At 47.7% G+C, this 24,077-nt stretch carries 20 protein-coding genes and 3 tRNA genes; 4 read left to right on the top strand and 19 right to left on the bottom strand.

Going from position 1 to position 24,077, the window contains the following annotated elements; all coding sequences use genetic code 11:
* Nucleotides 1-387 precede the first annotated feature (387 nt).
* A complete protein-coding gene (locus ACW6QF_RS00995; RefSeq protein ID WP_456086482.1) occupies nt 388-930 on the bottom strand; it encodes an RNA polymerase sigma-70 factor in 543 nt (180 codons plus the stop codon).
* Between the two features lie 74 nt (nt 931-1,004).
* Nucleotides 1,005-3,422: a TonB-dependent receptor domain-containing protein gene (locus ACW6QF_RS00990; RefSeq protein WP_456086481.1), complete on the bottom strand. Its 2,418-nt coding sequence runs from the start codon at nt 3,420-3,422 to the stop codon at nt 1,005-1,007.
* Between the two features lie 89 nt (nt 3,423-3,511).
* On the opposite strand from ACW6QF_RS00990, the gene ACW6QF_RS00985 reads away from it, so the two are divergent.
* Together ACW6QF_RS00985 and ACW6QF_RS00980 are read left to right on the top strand one after the other, a co-directional pair.
* A complete protein-coding gene (locus tag ACW6QF_RS00985) occupies nt 3,512-4,246 on the top strand; it encodes an SDR family NAD(P)-dependent oxidoreductase (RefSeq protein ID WP_456086480.1) in 735 nt (244 codons plus the stop codon).
* A 65-nt stretch (nt 4,247-4,311) separates the two neighbouring features.
* On the top strand, nt 4,312-5,967 hold the full coding sequence (locus ACW6QF_RS00980; protein WP_456086479.1) for an amino acid permease: 1,656 nt from the start codon (nt 4,312-4,314) through the stop codon (nt 5,965-5,967).
* A 323-nt stretch (nt 5,968-6,290) separates the two neighbouring features.
* On the opposite strand, the gene ACW6QF_RS00975 is transcribed toward ACW6QF_RS00980, so the two are convergent.
* The 4 genes from ACW6QF_RS00975 to ACW6QF_RS00960 form a co-directional block, all read right to left on the bottom strand.
* Nucleotides 6,291-6,374, bottom strand: a tRNA-Leu gene (locus ACW6QF_RS00975).
* Nucleotides 6,375-6,383: 9 nt separating this feature from the next.
* A tRNA-Leu gene (locus ACW6QF_RS00970) sits at nt 6,384-6,465 on the bottom strand.
* Nucleotides 6,466-6,517: 52 nt separating this feature from the next.
* Nucleotides 6,518-6,593 (bottom strand) — tRNA-Gly (locus ACW6QF_RS00965).
* Nucleotides 6,594-6,693: 100 nt separating this feature from the next.
* Nucleotides 6,694-7,464: an SGNH/GDSL hydrolase family protein gene (locus tag ACW6QF_RS00960; protein ID WP_456086478.1), complete on the bottom strand. Its 771-nt coding sequence runs from the start codon at nt 7,462-7,464 to the stop codon at nt 6,694-6,696.
* A 110-nt stretch (nt 7,465-7,574) separates the two neighbouring features.
* Here ACW6QF_RS00960 and ACW6QF_RS00955 point away from each other — a divergent pair, with 110 nt between their 5' ends.
* Complete coding sequence (locus tag ACW6QF_RS00955; protein WP_456086477.1) at nt 7,575-8,459, top strand: NAD(P)-dependent oxidoreductase; 885 nt, start codon at nt 7,575-7,577, stop codon at nt 8,457-8,459.
* On the opposite strand, the gene ACW6QF_RS00950 is transcribed toward ACW6QF_RS00955, so the two are convergent.
* The 8 genes from ACW6QF_RS00950 to ACW6QF_RS00915 form a co-directional block, all read right to left on the bottom strand.
* Complete coding sequence (locus tag ACW6QF_RS00950) at nt 8,442-9,230, bottom strand: aspartate dehydrogenase domain-containing protein (protein ID WP_298554706.1); 789 nt, start codon at nt 9,228-9,230, stop codon at nt 8,442-8,444. The genes ACW6QF_RS00955 and ACW6QF_RS00950 overlap by 18 nt on opposite strands.
* Before the next feature lie 11 nt (nt 9,231-9,241).
* The gene (locus ACW6QF_RS00945; protein ID WP_298554709.1) at nt 9,242-10,066 is read right to left on the bottom strand and encodes a purine nucleoside phosphorylase I, inosine and guanosine-specific; all 825 of its coding nucleotides are present in this window, start codon (nt 10,064-10,066) and stop codon (nt 9,242-9,244) included.
* 136 nt (nt 10,067-10,202) lie between these two features.
* Nucleotides 10,203-11,465: an amidohydrolase gene (locus ACW6QF_RS00940; protein WP_456086476.1), complete on the bottom strand. Its 1,263-nt coding sequence runs from the start codon at nt 11,463-11,465 to the stop codon at nt 10,203-10,205.
* A complete protein-coding gene (locus ACW6QF_RS00935; RefSeq protein WP_456086475.1) occupies nt 11,462-12,772 on the bottom strand; it encodes a DEAD/DEAH box helicase in 1,311 nt (436 codons plus the stop codon). The genes ACW6QF_RS00940 and ACW6QF_RS00935 overlap by 4 nt, the downstream gene beginning before the upstream one ends.
* A 1-nt stretch (nt 12,773) precedes the next feature.
* Nucleotides 12,774-14,129 (bottom strand): dipeptidase, encoded by a 1,356-nt coding sequence (locus ACW6QF_RS00930; protein WP_456086474.1) that lies wholly within the window; start codon nt 14,127-14,129, stop codon nt 12,774-12,776.
* A 67-nt stretch (nt 14,130-14,196) separates the two neighbouring features.
* Nucleotides 14,197-14,541 carry a HigA family addiction module antitoxin gene (locus tag ACW6QF_RS00925; protein WP_456086473.1) on the bottom strand — a complete coding sequence of 115 codons (345 nt, stop codon included), beginning with the start codon at nt 14,539-14,541 and terminating at the stop codon, nt 14,197-14,199.
* Between the two features lie 8 nt (nt 14,542-14,549).
* The gene (locus tag ACW6QF_RS00920) at nt 14,550-14,867 is read right to left on the bottom strand and encodes a type II toxin-antitoxin system RelE/ParE family toxin (RefSeq protein ID WP_456086472.1); all 318 of its coding nucleotides are present in this window, start codon (nt 14,865-14,867) and stop codon (nt 14,550-14,552) included.
* Nucleotides 14,868-14,946: 79 nt separating this feature from the next.
* Nucleotides 14,947-15,525 carry a cob(I)yrinic acid a,c-diamide adenosyltransferase gene (locus ACW6QF_RS00915; RefSeq protein ID WP_456086471.1) on the bottom strand — a complete coding sequence of 193 codons (579 nt, stop codon included), beginning with the start codon at nt 15,523-15,525 and terminating at the stop codon, nt 14,947-14,949.
* 72 nt (nt 15,526-15,597) lie between these two features.
* Between ACW6QF_RS00915 and ACW6QF_RS00910 the strand changes: the two genes are divergently transcribed.
* A complete protein-coding gene (locus ACW6QF_RS00910) occupies nt 15,598-17,016 on the top strand; it encodes a sialate O-acetylesterase (RefSeq protein ID WP_456086470.1) in 1,419 nt (472 codons plus the stop codon).
* Here the strand turns inward: ACW6QF_RS00910 and ACW6QF_RS00905 are convergent.
* From ACW6QF_RS00905 to ACW6QF_RS00885, 5 genes are all read right to left on the bottom strand, one after another.
* Nucleotides 16,988-18,319 carry a cobyrinate a,c-diamide synthase gene (locus ACW6QF_RS00905; protein ID WP_456086469.1) on the bottom strand — a complete coding sequence of 444 codons (1,332 nt, stop codon included), beginning with the start codon at nt 18,317-18,319 and terminating at the stop codon, nt 16,988-16,990. The two genes, ACW6QF_RS00910 and ACW6QF_RS00905, sit on opposite strands and share 29 nt — an antisense overlap.
* An 86-nt stretch (nt 18,320-18,405) precedes the next feature.
* Nucleotides 18,406-19,233 (bottom strand): 3-methyl-2-oxobutanoate hydroxymethyltransferase, encoded by an 828-nt coding sequence (panB, locus tag ACW6QF_RS00900; RefSeq protein WP_456086468.1) that lies wholly within the window; start codon nt 19,231-19,233, stop codon nt 18,406-18,408.
* Between the two features lie 46 nt (nt 19,234-19,279).
* The gene (locus tag ACW6QF_RS00895) at nt 19,280-21,163 is read right to left on the bottom strand and encodes a TonB-dependent receptor plug domain-containing protein (protein WP_456086467.1); all 1,884 of its coding nucleotides are present in this window, start codon (nt 21,161-21,163) and stop codon (nt 19,280-19,282) included.
* 90 nt (nt 21,164-21,253) lie between these two features.
* Nucleotides 21,254-21,655, bottom strand: a complete 402-nt coding sequence (nikR, locus tag ACW6QF_RS00890; RefSeq protein ID WP_186930412.1) for a nickel-responsive transcriptional regulator NikR — start codon at nt 21,653-21,655, stop codon at nt 21,254-21,256.
* 803 nt (nt 21,656-22,458) lie between these two features.
* Nucleotides 22,459-24,069, bottom strand: a complete 1,611-nt coding sequence (locus tag ACW6QF_RS00885; protein WP_456086466.1) for a SusD/RagB family nutrient-binding outer membrane lipoprotein — start codon at nt 24,067-24,069, stop codon at nt 22,459-22,461.
* Nucleotides 24,070-24,077 lie beyond the last annotated feature (8 nt).

The raw sequence follows: 24,077 nt of genomic DNA, 5'->3' as shown, positions 1-24,077 counted from the left end.
ATGACTCATGCTTTGGTTGGCTATAAAGTTAGCAACGTTCATGCACATCTACATCTTTTTTAACTCCATTTTATGACAATGAATATTTATTCCCTCAAATAAGCTGGCATAGTCCATAGATAAAGGCAGTTAACATATTTTGCTGCCCCGAAAGTGACGAAGAACCAAAAAATGTGACAATATCCCCCCATGAAACGGATATTTCGAATAACAAACTGGTTTTTAGCAAAATATAAGAACCGGTAGTTTGTTAAAAAATATTACACTTGCGGGTAATTTGAGTTAGAAGGGGTAGAAAATCGAATTAGATGCGGTAGTAGTTTCGATTCGGACCAATCACTTTTTTAGATAAATGACAATAAGGGATAGGAAATGGAATACATTAAATCAGATAAAGAAAAGTAGCAATGTTATATTCTTCTTCAAGTATTTGAGGGCTTCGCTGATTTGGTTTTCGACTGTTTTTTCTGAAATATTCAACAGGAGGGCTATTTCTTTGTAACTCTTTTGTTCCTTACGACTCAAATTGAAAATTTCACGGCGGCGCGGCGGTAATTCGTCGATCAGACGGTCTATGTACTCCTGGAGATTGTGGGTGTCAATCTCTTCTTCCACGTCATACGGTTCTTCCAATGCAGCAAGAACCGTGACTTTGTAGAAATCTTCATTCACATTTTTACGATGCCGGTTAAAGATCAGATTCCGGGTAATAATGAACAGCAAGCCTTTAAAATGGTCGTCTTCACGAAGAAATTCACGCGTTTCCCATATTTTGATAAAGACCTCCTGCACGACTTCTTCGGCTGCATCGGCACCGGTCAGATAGAGGCGACTGAAATTATAGACCTGTTTCCAGTATTGCTTATACAGAGCAGTAAACGCGTCTTTACTGCTCTGCTTCAATAGTAATATCAGTTCCCGTTCTTCCATATTCCTTTAAATAGGATACAAACGTAACAAATTTTTCTTATTTTTTCATTTTCAATTCTCAATTTTCCATTCATTTAGTGGTTCGTTCCTTCAAACAAATCATGATCTTCCTTTTTCTGGGAGCTCTTGACCTTGAAGTTATTGAACGTATAACTGAGCGTAAGCGTAACGAGCGGATAGCTGGGGCGAATCCGCGTGATGGATTGCAAGTCGGATGTGATGATCTTACTTACATAACGGGCCGAATTGAAGACATCCCGGAACGAAAGCGTTGCCGCCAACTTGCGGTTCATCAACTGCTGGCGAACAGCGAGATTCACGTACCAGAAAGCATCCGTACGCCCCTGGGTCGTGACAGACGGTCCGACAAAGTTGCCGTCCACCTGGATGCGGGTATATTTAAAGACATCGAAAGAGTTGTTCCACATAACATCGTAGTTCGTACTTGTCTCATTTTCACCGCCGGTTTTATACTGGTTCTTTACCTTATAATGATACAGGCTGCCGTTCAGGTTCACATTCCACCAGCGGGTAAGCTGTACCTGTCCGCTCAGTTCGATGCCGGTCGAATAGTCGTGTCCGACATTCGCCATCGAATCCAGTGTCACACCGGCTTCGTAAGGGACACGCAAACGTTCGATCTTATCTTTGCGGCTCCGGTGGAACACCGTAGCTGAAACCGTATGCTCGCCGATATTCTTTTTATAGTTCAACTCGAACGAATTGATATATTCCGAACGGATATCCGGATTACCGATCTCGGCCGAATAAAAATCCCGATAGGTGATATACGGCTCCATGAAAAAGAGTTCCGGACGGGTGATACGGCGCGAATAGGACGCCAATAGCTTATGCTCCTTCGGGAACGTATAGCCTAAATGGAGGGAAGGGAAAAACTCGAACTTGTTGTATGTACGGTCCTTGCCCGGAATCGAGCTCCGCAGGACACGATGCGTATGCTCGCCTCGTACACCGGCCTGGAAATCGAACGATTTATAGCTGTCGGCAACGATTGCATAAACCGAATTGATGCCATGCTGGAAATAGAATGTGTTATAGATATCGTCCCGGTTATAAAACTCTTTCTTCACCGGGTCCCAGAAATGCATCGTGTAGTCGCCGTCTTCCAGATAAGAGAAATATTGGTAACCGCCTTCGATCCGCCCCGTCTTGCTATATGGATAAATATAGTCCAGGTTGCCCCGTACCGTCCAGCGATGTTCGGCTTCCCAGGCACGATGCCCCTTTTCACGCTCGTTATCCTTATTAAAAAGGTCACTTTGGAAATATTCCATCGCATCGCCTCCGTACTTCAGGTAGAAACTGCCTGTCAACTGATGTCCCTTATCGTCGAATTTATGATCGAAGCCGATCGTTCCCTGGAAATAGGTTTCATGCAGATCGTAATCGTCACGGCTATAATAATCGCCTTCACCGAAAGCAACCCCGCCTGCCAGGCGCTTTTCCTTATAATCCAGGTCACCGTTGCGCGTACGCCCGCCATAACCGCCTTCCAAGTCGGCATTCAAGGTGGTATGGGGCAATGTGTACATCCAGCCCGCCTTCATCGAATAGTTGAAATTGTTGCTTTTACGCGGTCCGTTGGAATGGGAGGTCGTTGCCGTGTCTGAGATAATAGTCGTCTTCTCCTGATCGAAATCGCTCTTGCGCAGGCGATCACTCCATACACCGCCCAAATACCAGCGCGATGCTTTGTTCTGCTGGGACACAAGGAAATCCACCCCACGCGACAGGACCGTACTTCCCGTCAGGTTCACCATACCGCTAAAACCATGCTGGGCGTGTTTCTTTGTTACGATATTGATGATCCCGACATCTCCTCCCGTATCGTGGCGGGCTGAAGGCGTGGTGATGATCTCTATATTCTCGATATGTCCCGCGGGGATCTGCTCCAAAGCCTGCGTACCGCTGAACACACTCGGTTTGCCATCTACATAGACCGTGAAACCGGTACTTCCGCGGAAACTGACCTCTCCTTCGGCATCCACACGTATGGAGGGCGTATTCTCCAGGATATCGACAGCCGATCCGCCTCCGGCAAGCAGGTTCGAAGAGGCTTCGATTACCTTTTTGTCCAATTTATAAATCACTTGCTTTTTCTGTGCCACGACTTCGACTTCCGCCAATCCCACTTCCAAGGGCTTCATGGCGATCGTTCCCAAATCTACTGCTTTCGAAACAGCATCCAAAACAATACCGGGGCGGTTATACAGATCGTAGCCGACCAAACGCACCAAAAGGTTATACTTTCCATCTTTCACATCGGCAATACGAAACGTACCGTCGGGGTCGGGCAAGGCATGAAACACAGGATTGACATCTCCTTCACGAAAAAGGAGGACATCGGCAAAATCAATCGGTTGGCTGTTATTGGCATCGACTATTTTCCCTTTTATACGGAAGCCCGGAGCCGCCATGACGGAATAGCTAATGCACAACAAGGTCAACATGAGACAAAAACACTTCTTCATTTCCTACATTGGTTTGTTAACAACGCTACGAAGATAGGACTTTCGTACGAAAGAAATCGTATATTTGCGTATTTAAATCACCATTTAGCATGGCATCAGCAAAAAGAATCATTATCATCGGAGCCACTTCCGGTATCGGATACGAGATCGCTCAACTATACCGTAAGCAGGGATGGCGGATCGGGATTGCCGGACGGCGCACGGAACTGCTCGCAAAAATCCGGTCGGAAGCGCCTGACCGGATCGAAACGGCACAAATAGACGTAACCAGCCCGGATGCTCCGCAAAAACTGGAGGAGTTGATACGGAAAGTCGGCGGGATGGATGTCTTCCTTCTGAGTTCAGGCGTCGGCAGCCAGAACCGGAATCTGGATCCAGATATTGAACTATCTACGGTCCGGACAAATACGGTCGGCTTCACCCGAATGGTCGTTGCCGCATACGATTACTTCAAAAGGCAGGGCGGCGGCCAATTAGCCGTGATCAGTTCCATCGCCGGGACAAAGGGATTGGGAGCCGCTCCCTCCTATTCCGCAACCAAGCGTTACCAGAATACTTATATCGAAGCACTCGACCAGCTGGCACGGATGGAAAAACTCCCGATCGTATTCACGGATATCCGCCCCGGATTTGTAAAGACCGATCTGTTGAAAAATGATCGATACCCGATGCTGATGTCTCCGCAATATGTTGCCCGGAAAATAGTAAAGGCGATCGAACGGAAGAAACGCTGCGTTGTAATCGACTGGAAATATGCTGTTCTGGTCTTCTTCTGGAAGTTGATTCCCGGTTTTGTATGGAGGCGGTTGCCTATCCATAATTAGCATTTGTATATCATCCGGGCAATCCCTACCTTTGTGCTGAATTTATAAACTTGCACAAATAGACGATGGGATTATTCATTAAAAAGCCTTTGGAGGCCTTGCAGGCCGAAGCCAATCAAACGGGAAGTAAATCATTAAAACGGGTATTAGGTCCCTGGAGCCTGGTCGCACTCGGTGTGGGGGTCATTATCGGAGCCGGCCTTTTCTCCATAACCGGAACAGTCGCCGCCGGATATACAGGACCGGCCATTACACTCTCATTTGCCATCGCTGCAATCGGATGTTGCTTTGCCGGACTTTGTTATGCCGAGTTTGCTTCGATGATTCCGGTTGCCGGAAGCGCCTATACATACTCATACGCGACGATGGGCGAACTGATCGCCTGGATTATCGGGTGGGATTTGGTCTTAGAATATACGGTTGCCGCAACGACGGTCAGCATCAGTTGGAGCCGTTATCTCGTCGTCTTTTTAGAAGGGCTCGGAATCGACCTGCCGACCGCTTTCACAGCCTGCCCCTGGGATGGCGGGATTGTCAATATCCCGGCATTCCTGATCGTTGTCCTGATGAGTATCTTCCTGATCCGCGGGACGGAAGGGAGTTCCATCTTTAACGGGATCATCGTCTTCCTGAAAGTGTCGGTCGTCCTGGTATTCGTCTTTTTAGGATGGAAATATATTAATACGGACAACTACACGCCTTATATTCCGGCAAACACCGGCACGTTAGGCGAATACGGGCTATCGGGTGTCCTACGCGGAGCGGCCATCGTATTCTTCGCTTTCTTAGGTTTCGATGCTGTCAGCACGGCAGCCCAGGAAGCCAAGAACCCCAAAAGGGACATGCCGATCGGAATACTCGTCTCATTGCTCGTATGTACCCTGTTATATATGTTGTTCGCCCACGTCATGACGGGCGTAGCCCATTATTCCGAATTTGGCGGCCAACAGGGAATCGCTCCCGTGGCAATTGCGATCGAACACATGGGAGAAGCAGATGCTTCGGGCGTGCTTCATCCGGATTACCCTTGGATGAATAAGGCAATCGTCCTTGCCATCCTATTCGGATACTGTTCGGTCATCATGGTGACGCTGTTAGGGCAGAGCCGCGTTTTCCTCAGCATGAGCCACGACGGGTTGTTGCCTCCGTTCTTTTCGCATATCAACGAAAAGTTCAGGACACCCGCCCGTAGCAACCTGTTGTTCATGGTGCTTGTCGGTCTGCTGGCTGCTTTCGTTCCGGCACGCCTGGCAGGCGAAATGACCAGTATCGGAACCCTTTTCGCCTTTACGCTGGTTTGTGCCGGTGTGCTTGTGGTCAGGAAGACAATGCCCGATGTACATCGCGCTTTCAAAACCCCGCTCGTCCCGTTCGTTCCGGTGGCCGGAATCATCACTTGCCTGTGCATGATGCTTTTCTTACCTGCCGACACTTGGATACGACTGGTGCTGTGGATGTTGATCGGGCTGGATATTTATGCAGGCTACGGTATCAAGCACAGCAAGTTAGAATACAATCAGGCCAACCGCCGCGGTCATCTGGCACTGAATATGATCGGGATCGTCCTTGCCATCCTTTGTGTGATCACAGGACTTTGGCATCAGCAAACCGTCGGTTGGGAAGAAAGTAAAGTCCTGCTGATCCTCTCTTTTGTTTTCGCCTTTACGCATCTGGCCTTTTATATGGTCCGGATATGGAAGCAAACGACTAAAGTTTTTTAATCATTTTTTATTGATCTCAGACGGGCACAGCTTGTATAATAACAAAAAGATATATAAATTTGCAGAAACGGTTCTACAGTGTAGAACTCACATTAATTAAACAAACTATTCCTAAGTTTAAGGTATTAGTCAACTTCAGTTTGTTTTCATATAAACTGATTTGGAACAACCTCATCTACATGTGAATGCGGATGAGGTTTTTTATTCCAGTAAAACATGGATTCCATAGCAATGGACATCCCCGGACAGGAATATGAGAAGAGTACAAAAACAAAATAGTCCATATAATCAGCTTTTGAAACTAACTATATGGACTATCTGTGTACGCAGGATGAGACTTGAACTCACACGCCGTAACCGGCACTACCCCCTCAAAGTAGCGTGTCTACCAATTCCACCACCTGCGCGAGAAAGGGTGCCCAGAACAGGACTCGAACCTGCATGCCTCTCGACACACGCACCTGAAACGTGCGCGTCTACCAATTCCGCCACCTGGGCCTTTCTTCAGTACATTAAAAAAAGCGGCCTCATACCGCCTTCTGTTACCGATTGGAGCGGAAGACGGGACTCGAACCCGCGACCCTAACCTTGGCAAGGTTATGCTCTACCAACTGAGCTACTTCCGCGATAACGGGTGCAAAGATAGAGGTATTTTTTTATTTTCCAAAACCTGACTGCACTTTTTTTGCTCTATTTTTACAGTCTGCACCCGCTCAAAATCATATCTTACTTTAATCCAGTCGCTTCCATCCACATGTTTGCCATCAACTGGCGACCGGGCAAATCGGGATGTACACCGTCATTCGACCAATAACGTGCCGGAGCCAGCTTCACCGCAGCATCGAACCCCGACTGGAAGGGCACGAATACGGTATTGAATTCGTCCGACAATTTACGGGCGGACTTGCGGAATTCATCGAACATCGGATACCATTTGGAATCTTCTATAGCCGCCCCGTCACGCAAAGTGAAAGGTTCGCAAAGGACTATTTGCGTATTCGGGAGTTTCTCTTTCGTGTACTTCAACAAGGCACGCAGATCGTTTTCGTATGTCTCGACCGTTCCTTTATAACCATGCGTCAACGTATGCCAATAATCATTCACACCGATCAGGATACTCAGGACATCCGGTTGAAAAGCCAGGCAGTCGATCTCCCAGCGTTCACGAAGCTGATAGACCTTATTACCGCTGATACCGCGATTGTAAACCTTTGGCTGCAACGCCGCTTTCCTCTCCAACAACTGCGTAGCGGTAAAGAGCACATAGCCGCTACCGAACTGTTCCATCGTATTGCAACGGTTACTATTCTTGTCGCGGCCGCAGTCCGTGATGGAATCTCCCTGGAACAGGATCACACAATCTTTTTTCAGATTAATCTTCGGAGCATGTACGGATGTATTTTCCTTTACAGCGGCTTTTGCGATCTCCGGGATCATCAGGGCGCCGACTCCTGCCAACATTCCCTTTTTAAGGAAGTCTCTTCTGGAATTCTTCATGGGTAGAAATAAGTTTATTTTATTACATTGATTGAATTGAATACAAAGATAGAAACTTTACAAAAAAACGTATCTTTGTTTCTTCATATTTTCAAAAAGAATAATTTGCCATGTTTAGTAAAATAGTTGCGATAGAGCCGGTCAGTTTGATCCCTTCGGCAGAAAAAGCATTGCACTCGTTTGCAAATGAAGTAGTGATGTACCCTGATATTCCGGCGGATGACGAGGAGATCGTCCGTCGCATCGGCGATGCCGATGCGGTGCTGCTAAGTTACACTTCGAGTATCCGCCGCGAGGTAATGGAAAGATGCCCCAATATCAAATACATCGGTATGTGCTGTTCGCTTTACTCACCGGAAAGCGCCAACGTCGATATCATGTATGCCAACGGGCACGGTATCACGGTCACAGGCATCCGGGATTATGGAGACGAAGGAGTGGTCGAATATGTCATAAGCGAGCTGGTACGCTGCTTTCACGGGTTTGACGGGCCGGCCTGGGATGGCGAAGTCCGCGAAATCACCGGGTTGAAAGCCGGTATCATCGGTTTGGGCAAGTCGGGCGGCATGATCGCCGACGCGCTCCGTTTCTTCGGTGCGGAAATATCTTATTTTGCCCGCACAGAAAAAGATTGGGCACGCGAGAAGGGATATCGTTTCCTTCCTTTGGACGAACTGCTCGCACAAAGCGAAGCCCTGTTTTGCTGCCTGAACAAAAACACCGTCCTGCTGCACGAGGCCGAATTCCGGAAGTTAGGTAATAAAAAGATACTGTTCAACACAGGACTGTCTCCCGCCTGGGACGAGGAACCGTTCGTCAAATGGCTATCGGGCAATAACCTTTGTTTTTGCGATACCGTCGGTGCCTTGGGCGGCGCTCACCTTTTGGAGCATCCGCATGTACGATGCGTACAGACCTCAACAGGCCGCACCCGCCAGGCATTCGACCGCCTGAGCGAAAAGGTGCTGGCCAATCTCTCAGAATACAACGGGTGAGACAATGTTCAGCAGGGTGTTCACGACCGACCATCCTGCTATCTCGGCCGTCGCACTGTACACATCCACGACGGCATGCACCTGGTCGTTCCTTATCTCCACCCGCTGGGTATCCCCCTTAAATCCGGGAGTCGACTGTATGGTCACCTGCATGGCTTCCGGGCCGACAGAAGCGCGTGAGGCGGCTACCGTGACATTCACTTTCGTAGGGAACAGGCGGATGGCTTCCACCGCATTGCCGGTAAACACGACTTTCTGTCCTTTCTGCAAAGCCTCCTCATAGACCGGTGTTCCTTTTAAGGCATCAGGTCCCTTTTCATTGTAGAAACGGGCAGTCGCCTTCCCCATCAAGGCTGCTGTGCGCAAGACATCGAACCCTCCGGTAGCTCCCGAAGCGATATAGATACGTGTCCCGTTCTCCTTGGCCGTTTCGCATACTTCCCGGTAAAACGCTTCATCGGCCAGCGCCCCGATCGAAAGGGTCACGATGGAAGTCCCGTTCTTCAACGCCGGAACGGCGAACTCCCGAAGAGCGGCCGGAGAAGCCGTCTCCACCAGTATATCGGGTTTCAAGGCCAGCAGCTCATCCGCCGTAGTACAGAGGGCACAGCTTTTCCCTGCCTCTGCCATCCGGCCGGCAATACGTTCCGCCTTGGCTACCGTACGCGAATAGACTCCCACCAACTCATATTCGGGCAACAACCCTTTGACGACAGCTTCCGAAACTATTCCGGCAAGCCGTCCGCATCCTGCTATTACAAATGTTTTCATATCGACAAAGGTTATATCTTGGCAACCAATTCCCTGAAAAGGACGGTCATGACCGCAGCCGCTTGATTGGCGGCGACAATCACATCGGCGCCGTCGTTTACGAAATCATCGGCAAAATGATAGCCTTCATTCGTAATCACGGACATACCGAATACACGCAGGCCGGCATGACGGGCCACGATCACCTCCGGAACCGTACTCATTCCGATCGCATCGCCTCCTACCCTTCCGTAGAAAGCATACTCCGCCGGCGTCTCGAAAGAGGGGCCTGTCAGTCCGACATATACGCCTTTCTTCAACGAGATACCGTGGGACGCGGCAATTTCTTCGACAAGGCGGATAAACTCCCGGTCATACGCCCGCGTCATATCCGGGAAACGAGTTCCGAACTGTTCGTCATTGGGGCCGATCAACGGATTAGGCATCATATTGATGTGATCGCGTATGATCATCAGGTCACCGATTTTAAAACTCGTGTTGATACCGCCAGCCGCATTGGAAACCAACAGGTTCTTAACCCCCAACAGCTTCATCACCCGGACCGGGAACGTCACTTGCCGCATCGTGTAACCCTCATAATAATGGAAACGCCCCTGCATGGCAAGCACCTGTTTTCCTCCTAACCTGCCACAGATGAAGTTACCTTTATGTCCTGCGGCCGTCGAATGCATGAAATGCGGGATCTCAGCGTAAGGAATAACCACGGCATCCTCGATCTGGTCGGCGAGAGAGCCCAAGCCGCTACCTAAGATAATAGCGGTTTCCGGATGACCGGTAATACGGGACGACAGGTAACCGGCCGCTTCCCGATAAATCGTATTGTCATTTGTATTCATATACATTCAAATTAATTGTTCATACAGAGAAAAGAATAGGTTCCCTTTGAGGAAACTTTTGTTTCATGCCGAGGAAACTTTTGTTTCATGCCGAGGAAACTTTTGTTTCATGCCGAGGAAACTTTTGTTTCCTCACCTACGGTTCTCTCACCAGCTTATAGGCAAGCTCGGCTGTCCGCTCCATAATCTCGTCCTCGCCCGGAACCTTTTTATCCTGCATCAGGATTTTACCGTCACAGATAACGGTATCGATGCAACTGCCGTTCGCTGCATACACCAGGTTGGAGACAAAGTTATGATTCGGGGTAAAAGCCGGGATATTCAAATCCACCAGGCAGAGATCCGCCAGATATCCTTCGGCAATCCGTCCGGCTTTCAGCCCGATAGCCGAAGCGCCGGCTTCTGTCGCGGCATGGAAGATATCACCGGCAGGAATCGCCTCCGGGTCTTTCCGCCAGGCCTTGCCTAAAAGCGAAGCGAGCTTCATCGCCTCGACCATATCCAGATTGTTGGAAGAAGAACAGCCGTCAGTCCCTAAAGCTACGGTCACACCGGCTTTTCGCATCTCGCAGAACTTGAACCGGATGCCGGAAGCTAACTTCATATTGGATGCGGGGTTATGCACCACTTTCACCCCGTGATCCGCCAGCATGCGGATTTCATCGTCATCGACATAAATGCCGTGCGCGATGATCAGGCGTGGAGACAGCACTCCCAACTTATTCAGGTAACGCACGGGCGTCAGCCCGAACTTTTTAACCGAGTCTTGTACCTCCCCTTCCGTCTCAGCCAAATGCAGATGGACAGGGGCATCATGCTCCGCGGCAAAACGATGTATCCATTGCAGCAGTTCGCCGGAAACCGTATAGATGGCATGAGGACCGGCGGCATACCGTATCCTATCACTGTAATTCCCGACCACTTCCGCCATCAACTTTTCATTCTCGCGCTTACAACGTTCCGCCAACTTCGGATTGAAGCCGTCGAAGCAGGCGCCTGCCACCAACGCACGCAGGCCCATCTCTTCCACCGCATCGGCAGTCGCCTCGTATTGATGATACATGTCGGAGAATGTCGTCGTCCCGCTTTTGATCATTTCAAGGCAGGCCAGTTTTGTTCCCCAATACATATCCTCGTATGTCAGCTTGTCCTCATTCGGCCAGATCTTCTGTTCCAACCAGGGCATCAACGGCATATCATCTCCAAAACCGCGGAAAAGCGTCATAGCCGCATGGGTATGTGCATTCACGAAGCCCGGTATCAGAGCTTTGCGCTTTCCGTCGATCACCTGATCCGCCGGTACTTGTAAGTCCGTGCCGATTTGCCTGATCTTGTTTCCTTCGATATAGACATCTTTCACGGCGTCATCCAACAAGACGCCTTTTATCAACAGGCTCATATAAACTTAGCTTTCATGTTCTTTATCTTTTCATCCCGGATGCGATCCAGCAGCCCGGAAAGTTTGTCCCGCTTGACAGCTGCGAAAGCGCAACTTTCCTTTACCTCGACAATGCCTAAATCCTCCTTTTCAAGTCCGCCTTTGCGGAAGAGGAAACCGACCACGTCTTTCTTGCTCAGTTTGTCCCGTTTCCCCCGGTTGATCGTCAACGTCACCCATTCGGAACGCACGGGCTTCTTCGCCACCTCCGGCAGGAAAAACTCGTCCGGCTCGCGGGTGATGTATTCGGGAACCGTCTCTTCCGCATTCAATATCAGGTAGGCAACCCCTTCCGCGTTCATACGGGCCGTACGTCCGTTACGATGCACATACGCCTCTTCGCTCACAGGAAGATGGTAATGGATCACATTCTTCACTTCCGGAATATCGAGACCGCGGGAGGCCAAATCGGTAGAGATAAATACGGTAGCACTTCCGTTGCGGAAATGCGACAAGGCGCGTTCGCGTTCCGGCTGCTCCATTCCCCCGTGGAAGTATTCGTTATCCACCCCCATTTCGGTCAGGTAGTCGCTCACCCGTTCCACCGTCTCCCGGTAATTGCAGAAGATAAGGGCAGAACCGCCATTCAGTTCGCCTAAAAGCTTGTACAAGGTTTCCAGCTTGTCCTTAACGGGAGACTTGACCACACGCAACGTCAGTCCCTTCGACTCCTTCACATCCTTCAGGAACGACAACCGCACCGGAGCCGTGATCCCGGTGAAAGCAGGAATATCGACTGCTGCCGTTGCCGAAGTCAGTACCCGGCGGCGCACGCCGGGGAGATGTGCTAAGATCTCCTTCATTTCAGCGAGGAAACCCAGTTCGAGCGATTTGTCAAACTCATCGAGGATCAGCGTACGCACACTGTCCAGGTCGATATTTCCCCGTTCCAGGTGGTCGACGATACGTCCCGGCGTGCCGATCAGGACCGTCGGCGGATGTTCGAGACTCTTCTTCTCCGTGCGGATGGGATGCCCTCCGTAGCAACAATTCACCTTATATCCGGCCCCCAACGAACGGAACACCGTTTCGATCTGCAAGGCCAGCTCACGGGAAGGAGCGATGATCACGGCCTGTATCTTTTTGTCCTCATCCGTCAACGTCGTCAGCAAAGGCAAAAGGAAAGCCAGCGTCTTGCCCGATCCTGTCGGACTGAGCAGCACCATGTCTTTTGTCGTCCCGGCATCCAGAACCGCCTGCTGCATCTCGTTCAGAGCGGCAATGCCGGTATTGGCAAGCGCACGGGCGACTATTTCATTATTTGTCATATCAATCGAATCGTTTATAAAATTCGGCTACCGACTCGATTCCCTTGTAAAAGAAATCAAGCGTACAACTTTCGTTCGGAGAATGGATCGCATTCTGTTCGAGGCCGAATCCCATCAGGACGGTCTTGATGCCCAACACCTGCTCGAATGTCGAGATAATAGGGATACTACCGCCACGGCGCACGGCCAACGGACGTTTGCCAAAAGCCACGGCAACGGCTTCTTCAGCCGCCTTATAAGCGGGAAGGTCGATCGGGCAGACATAGCCCTGTCCACCGTGTTTAGGCGTCACTTTTACCTTGACATAAGCCGGAGCCACACGGGCAATGTAGGCTTCAAACAGTTTTGAAATCTTCTCATGGTCCTGATGCGGAACCAAACGGCAGGATACTTTGGCATAGGCTTTGGAAGGAAGAACCGTCTTGCTGCCCTCTTCCGTATAACCGCCCCAGATGCCGCAGATATCGAAGGACGGACGGCAACTGTTGCGTTCCAACGTGGAATATCCTTTCTCACCCAACAACTCATCCACACCGATGGCCGCTTTATATTTCGCTTCATCAAATGGAATCCGGGCGATCATCTCGCGTTCGGCAGGCGAAACCTCTTCCACATCATCGTAGAAACCGGGAATTGTGATGCGCCCGTCAGCATCCGTTATATCGGCCATCAGCTTACACAACACATTGATCGGGTTGGCAACCGCACCACCGAAATGGCCGGAATGCAAATCCCGGTTAGGCCCCGTGACCTCGATCTCCCAATAGGCAAGCCCACGAAGTCCGGTTGTCAGGGATGGTGTTTCGGCACTGACCATGCTGGTATCGGAAACCAGGATCACATCCGCTTTCAACAATTCTTTATGCGTACGGCAGAAGGCTTCGAGGCTCGGCGAACCGATCTCTTCTTCTCCTTCGAAGATAAACTTCACATTACATTTCAGCAAATTCAGATTCAGGGCGGTTTCGAAACCTTTTACCTGCATCATGGCCTGCCCTTTATCATCATCCGCACCACGCGCCCAGATACGTCCGTCCCGGATTTCGGGTTCGAACGGGCGGCTCTTCCACAGGTCAAGCGGCTCGGCGGGCATTACGTCATAGTGCGAATAGACCAAAACGGTCTGCGCCTCAGGAGAAACCATCTTTTCCCCATACACGACCGGATTGCCTTCGGTCGGCATCACAACCGCTTTATCGGCACCGGCGGCAAGCAAGAGTTCTGTCCAGCGTTTCGCACATGCCTCCATATCAGGCTTATGTTCATGCTTGGCACTTATCGACGGAATACGGATCAAAGAGAAAAGCTCTTCGATGAAACGGGCTTTGTTGGACTCGATATATTTTTTTATCGACATACTATTTTTATTTAATTAGAAAACTTTCCTTACGGTTCACAAAAAACATCTTAAAACATATTCTCTTTTACAGCATCGCAACGATCTTTCTTATATTGGAAAGTCTCTCAACAAAGGATTTATCGGCCTTTGCCACTTGCAAATTGTAATCGGATTGCATTTTAAGTAACGGTTCGGGATCAATGCCAAGCGCAGCTTCAAACAAAAGAGCATACTCTGTAGAGATGGCACGCTTACCATTCAATATTTCATTCAGCAATGTCGGAGAAATTCCCATTTGCTGAGCAAGTTTTCTTTGTGATATACCCCGATACTCGATTTCATCCTTCAAAATCTCACCGGGATGTATCGGTTCAGACGGAATTAAATTATTGGCAATCATTTTGGAATCAACGCCTTTTAATGTAATCATAACGGCTTTTATTTGTAATGGTTTGACAATTCAATTATGTTACATACAGTAACAATAGGCTCTTCCATTGAATCCCTTACGGTAAATTCGATTCGGTATTTATTATTCACTCTTATAGAAGATATCCCCTTTTTGTTACCTTTCAACATTTCATAATTCAATGAATTATATTTTAACAACGATGAAATATCCGCAACGTTTTTCATCAATTGGATACATCTTCGATAACGCCTTATCACATCAGGCTGATAACGATGCTTCTTGTCATCAGTCTTTCCTTTCTCGTAAAGGTCACGCAAATATGCTTCTTCGAATGTAACAACCATATCGTTCTCGTATTTGCGTACAAATATACTATATTCTTTCAGTATTCACAAAAATGTGAACACTTCTTTTTATGCATCATCAGGTATTGTTCTGCTTTTTCCGCTTATACAAAAACGACTGCCAGCGCTCCTCCGCATTCCCCTGGCAAAACATTTCATAACGTGCCATTGTAAAAAACAAATCGGAAAGGCGGTTCACGAACTGCATGATCTCAGGTGAAACCGGATCTTTCCGGTTCAATGTCCACAGACGGCGTTCGGCACGGCGTACGATCGTACGGGCCAACTGCAAGTGGGCGGAAACCAAAGAGCCGCCGGGCAGGATAAAGTAACCGTTATCTGTCATCTGCCCCGATAAAGCATCAATACGTTCCTCACAAAAAGTAACCAGATCACCGGATATTTTGTTCGGGTTCTTATCACGAATGCCGGACGGAGTCGCCACATGCGACATTACCACCATCATCTCCCGTTGTATTTTTCCCAACAAGTCCTGCCATTCATGTTCGGTAGGCAGCAAAGCACGGACAATGCCGATCTCGGCATTCACTTCATCCAATGTCCCGTTCGCTTCGATCCGGATATCGTCTTTATCCACTCGTTCGCCACCATGAATTCCGGTGCGGCCGTTATCTCCTCCACGCGTGTATATTCTCATTTTTATCAAATTTGATAAGTATCGTGACAAATATAACCATTATCTTTGACTATTGTATTTAATCTAATTTTTATGAAAGCAAATCTGATTCCTGCATTCTGCCTGTTATGTTGCATAACGGCTAATGCCAAAGTAAAATTACCGCAATTGCTAAGCGACCATATGGTACTCCAACAGCAAACCGATGCACGCTTATGGGGAGAAGCGACTCCCAACAGTATTGTTACCATCCAGGCATCCTGGAGCAACCAACCTGTAGAGACGAAAGCAAACGACCAGGGATTCTGGGAAACGGCAATCGGAACACCCAGTGCAAACTTTATCCCGCAAACCCTGACGATCAGCGATGGAGAGCCCGTGACACTTCACGACGTGCTGATCGGTGAAGTCTGGTTCTGCTCCGGACAGTCCAATATGGAAATGCCTTTGAACGGTTTCGATAAATGTCCGATACACGATTCCAATAATGTAATAGCCGATGCCCCCAACCATCCGGGTATCCGCATGGCGACTATCGAACGCAAAAGTGCTCTCACTCCGCAGACATATGCGAACGGAGAATGGAAACAGCCGACTACCGAAAACGCACAATGGTTCAGCGCTACCGGGTATTTTTACGCTTTAGCATTGCAACGCACTTTGCAGGTGCCCGTCGGCATCATCAACTGCTCTTGGGGCGGTTCCCGTGTGGAAGGATGGTTGCCCGAAGAAATATTGAAAAACTATCCGGATATAGACATCAACGAAGCCAGACAAAAGGAAAGGAGTTGGACACATCCGATGATTATGTACAATGCCCTGCTTTATCCGTGCCGGAATTATACAATCAAAGGTTTTGCCTGGTACCAGGGATGTAGCAACGTAGGAAAAGCCGACACATATGCCGATCGGCTGGTCACGATGGTCAAGCAGTGGCGTTCGCTCTGGAAAGAGGGGGATATTCCCTTCTATATTGTAGAAATCGCTCCTTTCGCTTATAACAACAAACCGGATGCGATCGACGGAGCCTTGTTGCGCGAAGCACAATTTAAGGCACAAACATTGATTCCCAACAGTGGCCTGATCTCGACCAATGATCTGGTCGAACCTTATGAAGCCCCGCAGATCCACCCTCAAAACAAAAAGGATATCGGCGATCGACTGGCTTATCAGGCTTTAGTCAAAACATACGGTTATAAAGGGATCATTGCAGACAGTCCTTCTTATAGGGAGATGCAGGTCAACGGAAACAAAATTACGGTCCGATTCGATAACGCTGAAAAAGGATTCAGCCCGTGGATCGGTATAGAAGGGTTTGAAATCGCCGGACCAAATAAAGTATTCCATCCGGCAAAAGCCGAATTCGGTTCCAATCCGAACGAAATCATCGTATCTTCCCAGAAAGTAAAAAATCCCGTAGCCGTTCGCTATTGTTTCCGTAACTTCCAACCGGGTAATCTGAAGAACCACCGTAACCTTCCGGTTATTCCTTTCCGTACAGATAATTGGTGAACCATTCATTTGTAGCCGGATCTGCCCAATACAAATGGGTATATCCGGCTCGTACGTTGTTATAAGAAAAAAGCGAAGTATCCGTTTCCACTCCTTTGGCCGTAGTGGCAGCAGCACAGGATGGAAGCGGGTTCTTTTGTCTTACAATACGGGAATAATGAAACTCGTGGCCTTTCAGATGAGAACCCTTATATAATAAGGTACGGTATCCCAAACGCAATTTCATATTTTCCATGGTAGCGGACTGGTGCAACACACCTGCCATCGGGTAAACCTTTCCTTCTTTATCCCGTATCCCGTCGCAAAGATACATCATTCCTCCGCATTCAGCCAACAGCTTCCCCCCACTCTCAGCATACTGACGAATCGATTGAAGCATAGATTGATTGGACGATAAAGCAGCAAGGTATAATTCAGGATAGCCTCCGGGAAGATAAACGAAATCGGCTTTCGGCAAAGAAGCATCTTTTAACGGGCTGAAATAAGTCACTTCCCCTAACTGATGCAAATAGCGGATATTTGCTTCATACATAAAACTGAATGCGGCATCGCGTGCAATCGCAATCGCAAATGGGGGGGTCCGATCATAGGAATGAAAGTCCACGGATATGGGAACGACAGGCGTCCGGGTAGGCTGCGTAAGTTCCAACAGGCGATCGATGTCTACATATTTCTCGACAAGTTCCGCAACACGGTCGGCAAACTCTCCAAAACAGAAATCTTCATCCAATGACAATCCTAAATGCCGGCTGGGGATCTCCACATCCACACGTTTGGGAAGATAACCCAAGGCCTCTACCCCAGCATCCTCGCAAGCCTGTTTCAAAAAAGAATAATGGCTTTCGGACGCAACAAAATTAAACACAGCTCCTACTACACGTATGCTCTTATTAAAATGCTTAAATCCGTACAATAAAGGAGCCACGGAGTATGCCGTACTCTTTGCATTGACAATCAGAACTACCGGTATTTCCAGCATACAGGCGATTTCTGCACTACTGCCCTTCATACCGTCATAACCGTCAAACAACCCCATCACACCTTCGGTTACCGCCACATCCCTATTTTCGGTGTAGCTGGCATACAAATCACAGACGTGCGCTTCCGACATCATAAACAGATCCAGATTCACAGACGGACTACCGGCAGCCATCCTGTGATGACGCGTATCGATATAGTCCGGCCCACATTTAAATGGCTGTACCTTAAGCGAACGATTCTTCAAAGCACGAAGCAAACCGAGCGTAAATGTAGTTTTTCCGCTTCCCGATGAAGCGGCACCGATCAGTAGATGAGATTGCATACCCGTATGTTTTTGTAAGAACTACAAATATACGACAAAGCCCCGAATAGTCAATCCGAGGCTTTTATCTATATTACAATAATAATTTAGTATTGTTCCTTCTCGTTCGGGAAGTCCTGGGTCTTTACATCTTCGATATAATTCTGTACGGCACGGGTAATTTCCTCAGCCAGATTTGCATAACGGCGCAGGAAACGAGGAGAGAACCCCTGATTGATACCCAGCATGTCATGCATGACCAAAACCTGTCCGTCAACACTGCCACCGGCCCCGATGCCGATAATAGGAATCGTCAATTCGGAAGCGACCTGTGCAGCCAGAGCAGCCGGAATCTTTTCCAGAACGATCGCGAAACAACCGATTTCTTCCAACAGATGAGCATCTTCGATCAGTTTCTTTGCTTCTGCCTCTTCGCGGGCACGAACGGTGTAGGTTCCGAATTTATTAATCGACTGGGGAGTCAATCCCAAATGTCCCATAACAGGAATACCGGCACACAAAATACGTTCGATCGATTCCCGTATTTCCGCACCACCTTCGAGTTTGATACAGTCCGCATGGGTTTCCTTCATCACACGGATAGCGGAGGCCAACGCCTCTTTCGAGTTACCCTGATACGTACCGAAGGGCAGGTCTACTACAACCAACGCACGCTTAACGGCTTTCATCACCGATTTACCGTGGTAGATCATCTGGTCCAGCGTGATCGGCAATGTCGTCACGTTACCGGCCATTACATTGGAAGCAGAATCGCCGACCAAGATAACATCCATACCGGCCTGATCGATCAAAGTAGCCATCGAATAATCGTAAGCTGTCAACATGGAAATCTTCTCTCCACGCTGTTTCATTTCTATCAGGCGATGTGTGGTCACCTTTCTATTATCCTCTAAATCCCTCTTTGCAACTGACATAATGATTTTTATTAAATGTTACAAGGCGCAAAGGTATACAAAATGTTTAGAAAGTGACATCGATTCCAGCCATAAAGGTTGCCTTCGGCATCGGATATCCCTCGTTTATCGAATAACGGGTAGCCGTCAGATTCTCACCTTTTACAAAGAGCTTCAAACCCTTATCCAACGAACCGAAACGATAAGAAGCACGGGCATTCAGAACCGTGTAATCCTCTTTTTTATTATCTTCCGGTGTCTTTCCAACCGTAGTATAGAGATCGAAAATAGACTGTAGACTCATATTAAAGGTAAAACGTCCGGGCGTATAAGTAGCACTGGCATATAATTTATGTGCCGGAGCCGCTTCTATTTCCTTATTCATATATAAATAGCTGTAATTCATATCCAGATTCAAATTCTTACAGACCTGATAACCGGCTTCGAATTCTATACCTTTATTATAAAAGCGCCCGATGTTGGACATCTGCCGGTTTACAACCGAAATCATGTCCTTGCCATCCATATAAAAAGCAGTCAGTTCGGCATGTAAACGATTATCCAGCAGGAATTGGCCGATAGACAATTCATAAGTCAACATACTTTCCGGTTTCAGGTCCGGATTAGCTTTCGAATAAGGAAGATAAGAAATATACAATTCACGCAACGTAGGACTTCTGTAGCCTTTAGAAAAAGAACCTTTTATCGTATTCCCTTCAAACGGACGGATCGCAAAACCCGCTTGCGGAACCCACTCTCCCCCATAAGTACTGCTATGTTCATAACGTACACCGGCATTCAAACTCAAGATATCAAACAAATCCTGCTGCATGATGGCATACCCCGCCACTTCGTGAACCGATTTATCGACAACCTCCCCGATCGTACCTTTGATCGAATCATTCCAGGCATGTCCGCCCCAATTCTTATAATCGACACCTGCCGTAAATGTATTCCCTTTCACCAGACGGAAAGACTGGTATAATTGGATTCCCGTATTGTGGTCGTCCGAATAAAACAGGAATGGACTCGGTTGCTTCCCTTCCGAATAGCCGTCGTTGATTTTATGATGTCCCCAATTATAGAAAACACGAAGTGCCCCGCTTGTCTTCTCATGATGATTCTCCAATGCGAAAGAGGTCGTTCCACGTAAGATATGCATCACATGATCCAACTTGGGAGCGGTGATCATACCAGGATCTTCCGTATTGTATTTAGCAAGACTCAAATTTCCGGTCACCTTATAATGGTCATCCATCCGATATCCTAAGTTTGCAAAACCATTCGTGATATCAAATTTCGAATCAGGCCGGTGCCCATCCGTACGATCATGATTGACAGATATGAAACTACTGAAATTTCCGATGTTATATCCATTGTTAATCATATACTTCTGCGTATTATACGAACCGAACATGACACGTGCCTGCGTACGGCGTCCCTGCTGCTTATGCTGGCGGGTAATGATATTAACAACCCCTCCCATCGCATTAGAACCATACAGTAAAGAACCGGGTCCGCGGATCACTTCCACGCGCTCTATATCCGAAGCCACATAGGTATCAGGCAAAGAATGTCCGAACACTCCCGCCCATTGCGGCTGTCCGTCGAACAACATCAACACCTTGTTGCCCTGTCCGACACCACGAATATTCACCGTTCCGGCCGATCCGGAAGAAACCCCAAAGCCGGTAACCCCTTTTTCTGTCACAAACAACCCCGGTACACGTTCCGACAGTACCGGCAACAAGGCTGATTCGCTACTCGCCTCAATTTGGTCCCGGTCGATCACCGAGATAGTAAGCGGCACACTGCTACGATTCACCTGCACCTTATTTGCTGAAATCACAACCCCCTGCAAGTTAATCAGGCTATCGATTGCAGCCGGATCATTTGCAAAGACCAGAGAACTGCACAAAAGCCCGGAGGCAAGTAAAACTACTTTTTTCATCTCTCTTCTATGTATTAAATTTCTACTGTCAAACATTCAATCGTGTCACACTTTTTGCAATTCGTGCTACCGCATGGGTAAAAAATATATCTAATCCGCCCGGCTCATAACCAACTTGCCATGCTTAAGTCCCTTTATCGTAGTCAACCGGTCCGACAGTTCAGTCAAACGGTAAGCCGTACCCATCACGGTCGCGATGTGCAGACAAAAATTCCGGTTCACATAATATTGGGAAGAAGACAGGATAACATCCTGATAATTTTGTTGGATATCGGCAATCCGGGAAGTAATCTCCTTTTTTACCTGATCATACATAAGGATAATCGTACCTGCCACGATATGGTTACACTGCCATTTCTTTTCAGCGACATTCTTCTCCACCAGAAAACGGATAGCCTGCGAACGATTGGCAAAACCATTCTCGCTCACATATTGGTCTAACGATTCCAGCAGGTTATCTTCCAATGAAACACCGAAACGCTTTAAAGACATATACAGCTCTTTTATTAAAAATTCGGGCATAAAGGTAGTATATTTTTTTTATATCAAAGAGTTGTATAAATGGTAAAAGTAGAATTTGAAAAAGTTTTTTTATTATGCTTTACATTATCTTTCCTTCCTACACCTGCATAAAAAATACTGCTGTTCATACGATATATTCCATGAATAAAACGCCTCCTCCCCTCTCAATCGCCCCAATGACTTATTGTAAAAAACATCTTCAAACGGCTTACAAGCCTCTTGTCAAGTGTCTTCTGAATTATTGTCTCCAAGACGAAAAAAGTAGTTATGGAAACGTTTTACTCATGAATTGCGCAGAAAATTTCCACGACGACCGTCTTCATCACCATGAAGTCAATGTTCATACATAGTGAACTCGGCAACCCGGAGTTGCAAAGACGGTCGTCAAGGCGATGAAGACGGTCGTCACGGAAATCTCCCGCCACCACCTCCGAAAAGGACCTTGTCTCCCTTCCTATATTTCCGTATCCTCCTTCATATTCTCTCAAATATTCGATTCTCCGAGAGTTAAACTTTTCCGGGATGTAAGGAATCATGGAAAATTAATTGACAAATGCAATGCTATTTGGGAAACCCCGGCAGCCGATCAGTCTATTATGTTAGAAAAAGGATCAAACAAGTAGAAAAAAGACAGATTGGAATTGCGATCGTTTTCTCTTGAAATAGAAAAAAGAGGGGTTATTGTAAAAATTTATGGGAGCAGACTTTTCACAAGCCCGCTCCCATTATAATCTAATCGTTCTAACTTAAAATATTACAGAATCAAATGTTTCTTAAAAGTTTCTGCCCATATCCCACCACAGACGAGTTCCGCCCGTATCAGGACCACCCAATAACTGAAGCAATTGTTCGTACTGCGTCGGATTGTCACTGATCAATGCCTGCGGATAGAACAGACGGCGGATCATGATATCCGTATCGATCGTTCCACCACTATTGTTGACAGCTACTTTAAACAGTTTCGGATATCCTGTACGTCTTTGTTCCGTCCAAGCTTCACAACCTTCCGGATAGATCGCCAGCCATTTTTGTGTAATGATCTTTTCCAGTTTTTGTTCGTTGGAAAGAGCGTTGTCCCACTTTGGCGTCACTTTGGAGACAGCAGCCACATCAAACTTCGCGTCGAATGCATCCTTATAATCGGCCGGAACTTTCTCGCTTGCCAGATAGTCAGAAACGTTATCAACTCCCCACTGTGCAAAAGAAGTTTCAACACCTTTCTTATAATACTCGCCCGGATCGCCGGAAATATATCCACGAAGAGCCGCTTCGGCACGCAGGAACCAGATTTCGGCAGCCGTCATCAGAATAGCATCCGTGTTCTGGGCAACCGTACTGGCCGAATGGTCGCTATATTTTTTATGCGTAACTCCCGTTCCCTGGCGGACTCCCTTATAAGTTCCGGCAATATTGAATAAAGCTCCTTCAGAACCACCGGAAGCCGGAGTATAATATTTAGAAATACGCGGATCGTCATATCCTACCAGGAAAGATTCCATGCTTGCATTCATAAAGACTTCACCCCAACCTTTATTGATTTCTCCCAACGGGTTCGTGAATCCGCTTGTCGTAGCATTCACTGCTATTACGTCCGCCGGTTCTTCCAGTACGCCACCTTCATCAGACAACGCTTTTTTAACCTCTTCGGCAGCTTTAGACGGATCCACAACGGATAAACGGATAGCCAGGCGCAAACGCAAAGAATTGGCAAATTTGATCCAGTCGCCATAAGTCCGGTTCGGTGTCAGATAATCCGATTTCTTAAAAGGATTTTTATCCGGATTGGCCGCTACATACGAACGGATAGCCTCCAATGCTTCGTCCAAATCGGCAAAAAATGCATAATAAGCCGTTTTCATATCTTCCGGTTCGGAACCGGTACTTTCGCCGTAATTCGTATAGATCAGCGGTCCGTAGATATCGGCAATGCGATGCATCAGTTCCACCTTCAGGATTTTAGCGACACCCAGAAATTCAGGCCTGTCCGCATTCCTGCGTTCTGCATTCTTGGCTGCGGTCATTATATATCCATAAGTATAAGTCCAGTTGGAAGAAGTCCAGCCATCGTTCAAGTGATAGGTAGAGTTGTTGCTATTAAAACTACCGTTCATATCGTGGAAATAACCGGAGAACATATCGGCTTCCAGATTCTGCATCGTCTGGAACGGCCAGTTCTTGCCACCACCCCAATCATAGTTGAAATAGATACCTTGTTCAACGATCGTAAGCGGCAAGGTGTAGTACATATAATCGTACGATTGCAGTTCCTCATTAAAACCGTTTGTTTTCGTATTCTGCGATTCGAAGTCCTCCGTACAAGCCATCAGTCCGGCCACTCCTGCAATAAAAAACGCAGCTATATATTTATTGAATTTGCTTTTCATAATACTCT

This window comes from Parabacteroides sp. (genome assembly GCF_977054455.1).
The sequence above is the reverse complement of the archived record's forward strand: the minus strand, read 5'-3'. Positions and strand labels throughout refer to the sequence as shown.

Coding starts and splice junctions, on each gene's coding strand:
- ACW6QF_RS00995 (WP_456086482.1), bottom strand. CDS start 930: ATGGAAGAACGGGAACTGATATTACTATTGAAGCAGAGCAGTAAAGAC.
- ACW6QF_RS00990 (WP_456086481.1), bottom strand. CDS start 3,422: ATGAAGAAGTGTTTTTGTCTCATGTTGACCTTGTTGTGCATTAGCTAT.
- ACW6QF_RS00985 (WP_456086480.1), top strand. CDS start 3,512: ATGGCATCAGCAAAAAGAATCATTATCATCGGAGCCACTTCCGGTATC.
- ACW6QF_RS00980 (WP_456086479.1), top strand. CDS start 4,312: ATGGGATTATTCATTAAAAAGCCTTTGGAGGCCTTGCAGGCCGAAGCC.
- ACW6QF_RS00960 (WP_456086478.1), bottom strand. CDS start 7,464: ATGAAGAATTCCAGAAGAGACTTCCTTAAAAAGGGAATGTTGGCAGGA.
- ACW6QF_RS00955 (WP_456086477.1), top strand. CDS start 7,575: ATGTTTAGTAAAATAGTTGCGATAGAGCCGGTCAGTTTGATCCCTTCG.
- ACW6QF_RS00950 (WP_298554706.1), bottom strand. CDS start 9,230: ATGAAAACATTTGTAATAGCAGGATGCGGACGGCTTGCCGGAATAGTT.
- ACW6QF_RS00945 (WP_298554709.1), bottom strand. CDS start 10,066: ATGAATACAAATGACAATACGATTTATCGGGAAGCGGCCGGTTACCTG.
- ACW6QF_RS00940 (WP_456086476.1), bottom strand. CDS start 11,465: ATGAGCCTGTTGATAAAAGGCGTCTTGTTGGATGACGCCGTGAAAGAT.
- ACW6QF_RS00935 (WP_456086475.1), bottom strand. CDS start 12,772: ATGACAAATAATGAAATAGTCGCCCGTGCGCTTGCCAATACCGGCATT.
- ACW6QF_RS00930 (WP_456086474.1), bottom strand. CDS start 14,129: ATGTCGATAAAAAAATATATCGAGTCCAACAAAGCCCGTTTCATCGAA.
- ACW6QF_RS00925 (WP_456086473.1), bottom strand. CDS start 14,541: ATGATTACATTAAAAGGCGTTGATTCCAAAATGATTGCCAATAATTTA.
- ACW6QF_RS00920 (WP_456086472.1), bottom strand. CDS start 14,867: ATGGTTGTTACATTCGAAGAAGCATATTTGCGTGACCTTTACGAGAAA.
- ACW6QF_RS00915 (WP_456086471.1), bottom strand. CDS start 15,525: ATGAGAATATACACGCGTGGAGGAGATAACGGCCGCACCGGAATTCAT.
- ACW6QF_RS00910 (WP_456086470.1), top strand. CDS start 15,598: ATGAAAGCAAATCTGATTCCTGCATTCTGCCTGTTATGTTGCATAACG.
- ACW6QF_RS00905 (WP_456086469.1), bottom strand. CDS start 18,319: ATGCAATCTCATCTACTGATCGGTGCCGCTTCATCGGGAAGCGGAAAA.
- panB (WP_456086468.1), bottom strand. CDS start 19,233: ATGTCAGTTGCAAAGAGGGATTTAGAGGATAATAGAAAGGTGACCACA.
- ACW6QF_RS00895 (WP_456086467.1), bottom strand. CDS start 21,163: ATGAAAAAAGTAGTTTTACTTGCCTCCGGGCTTTTGTGCAGTTCTCTG.
- nikR (WP_186930412.1), bottom strand. CDS start 21,655: ATGTCTTTAAAGCGTTTCGGTGTTTCATTGGAAGATAACCTGCTGGAA.
- ACW6QF_RS00885 (WP_456086466.1), bottom strand. CDS start 24,069: ATGAAAAGCAAATTCAATAAATATATAGCTGCGTTTTTTATTGCAGGA.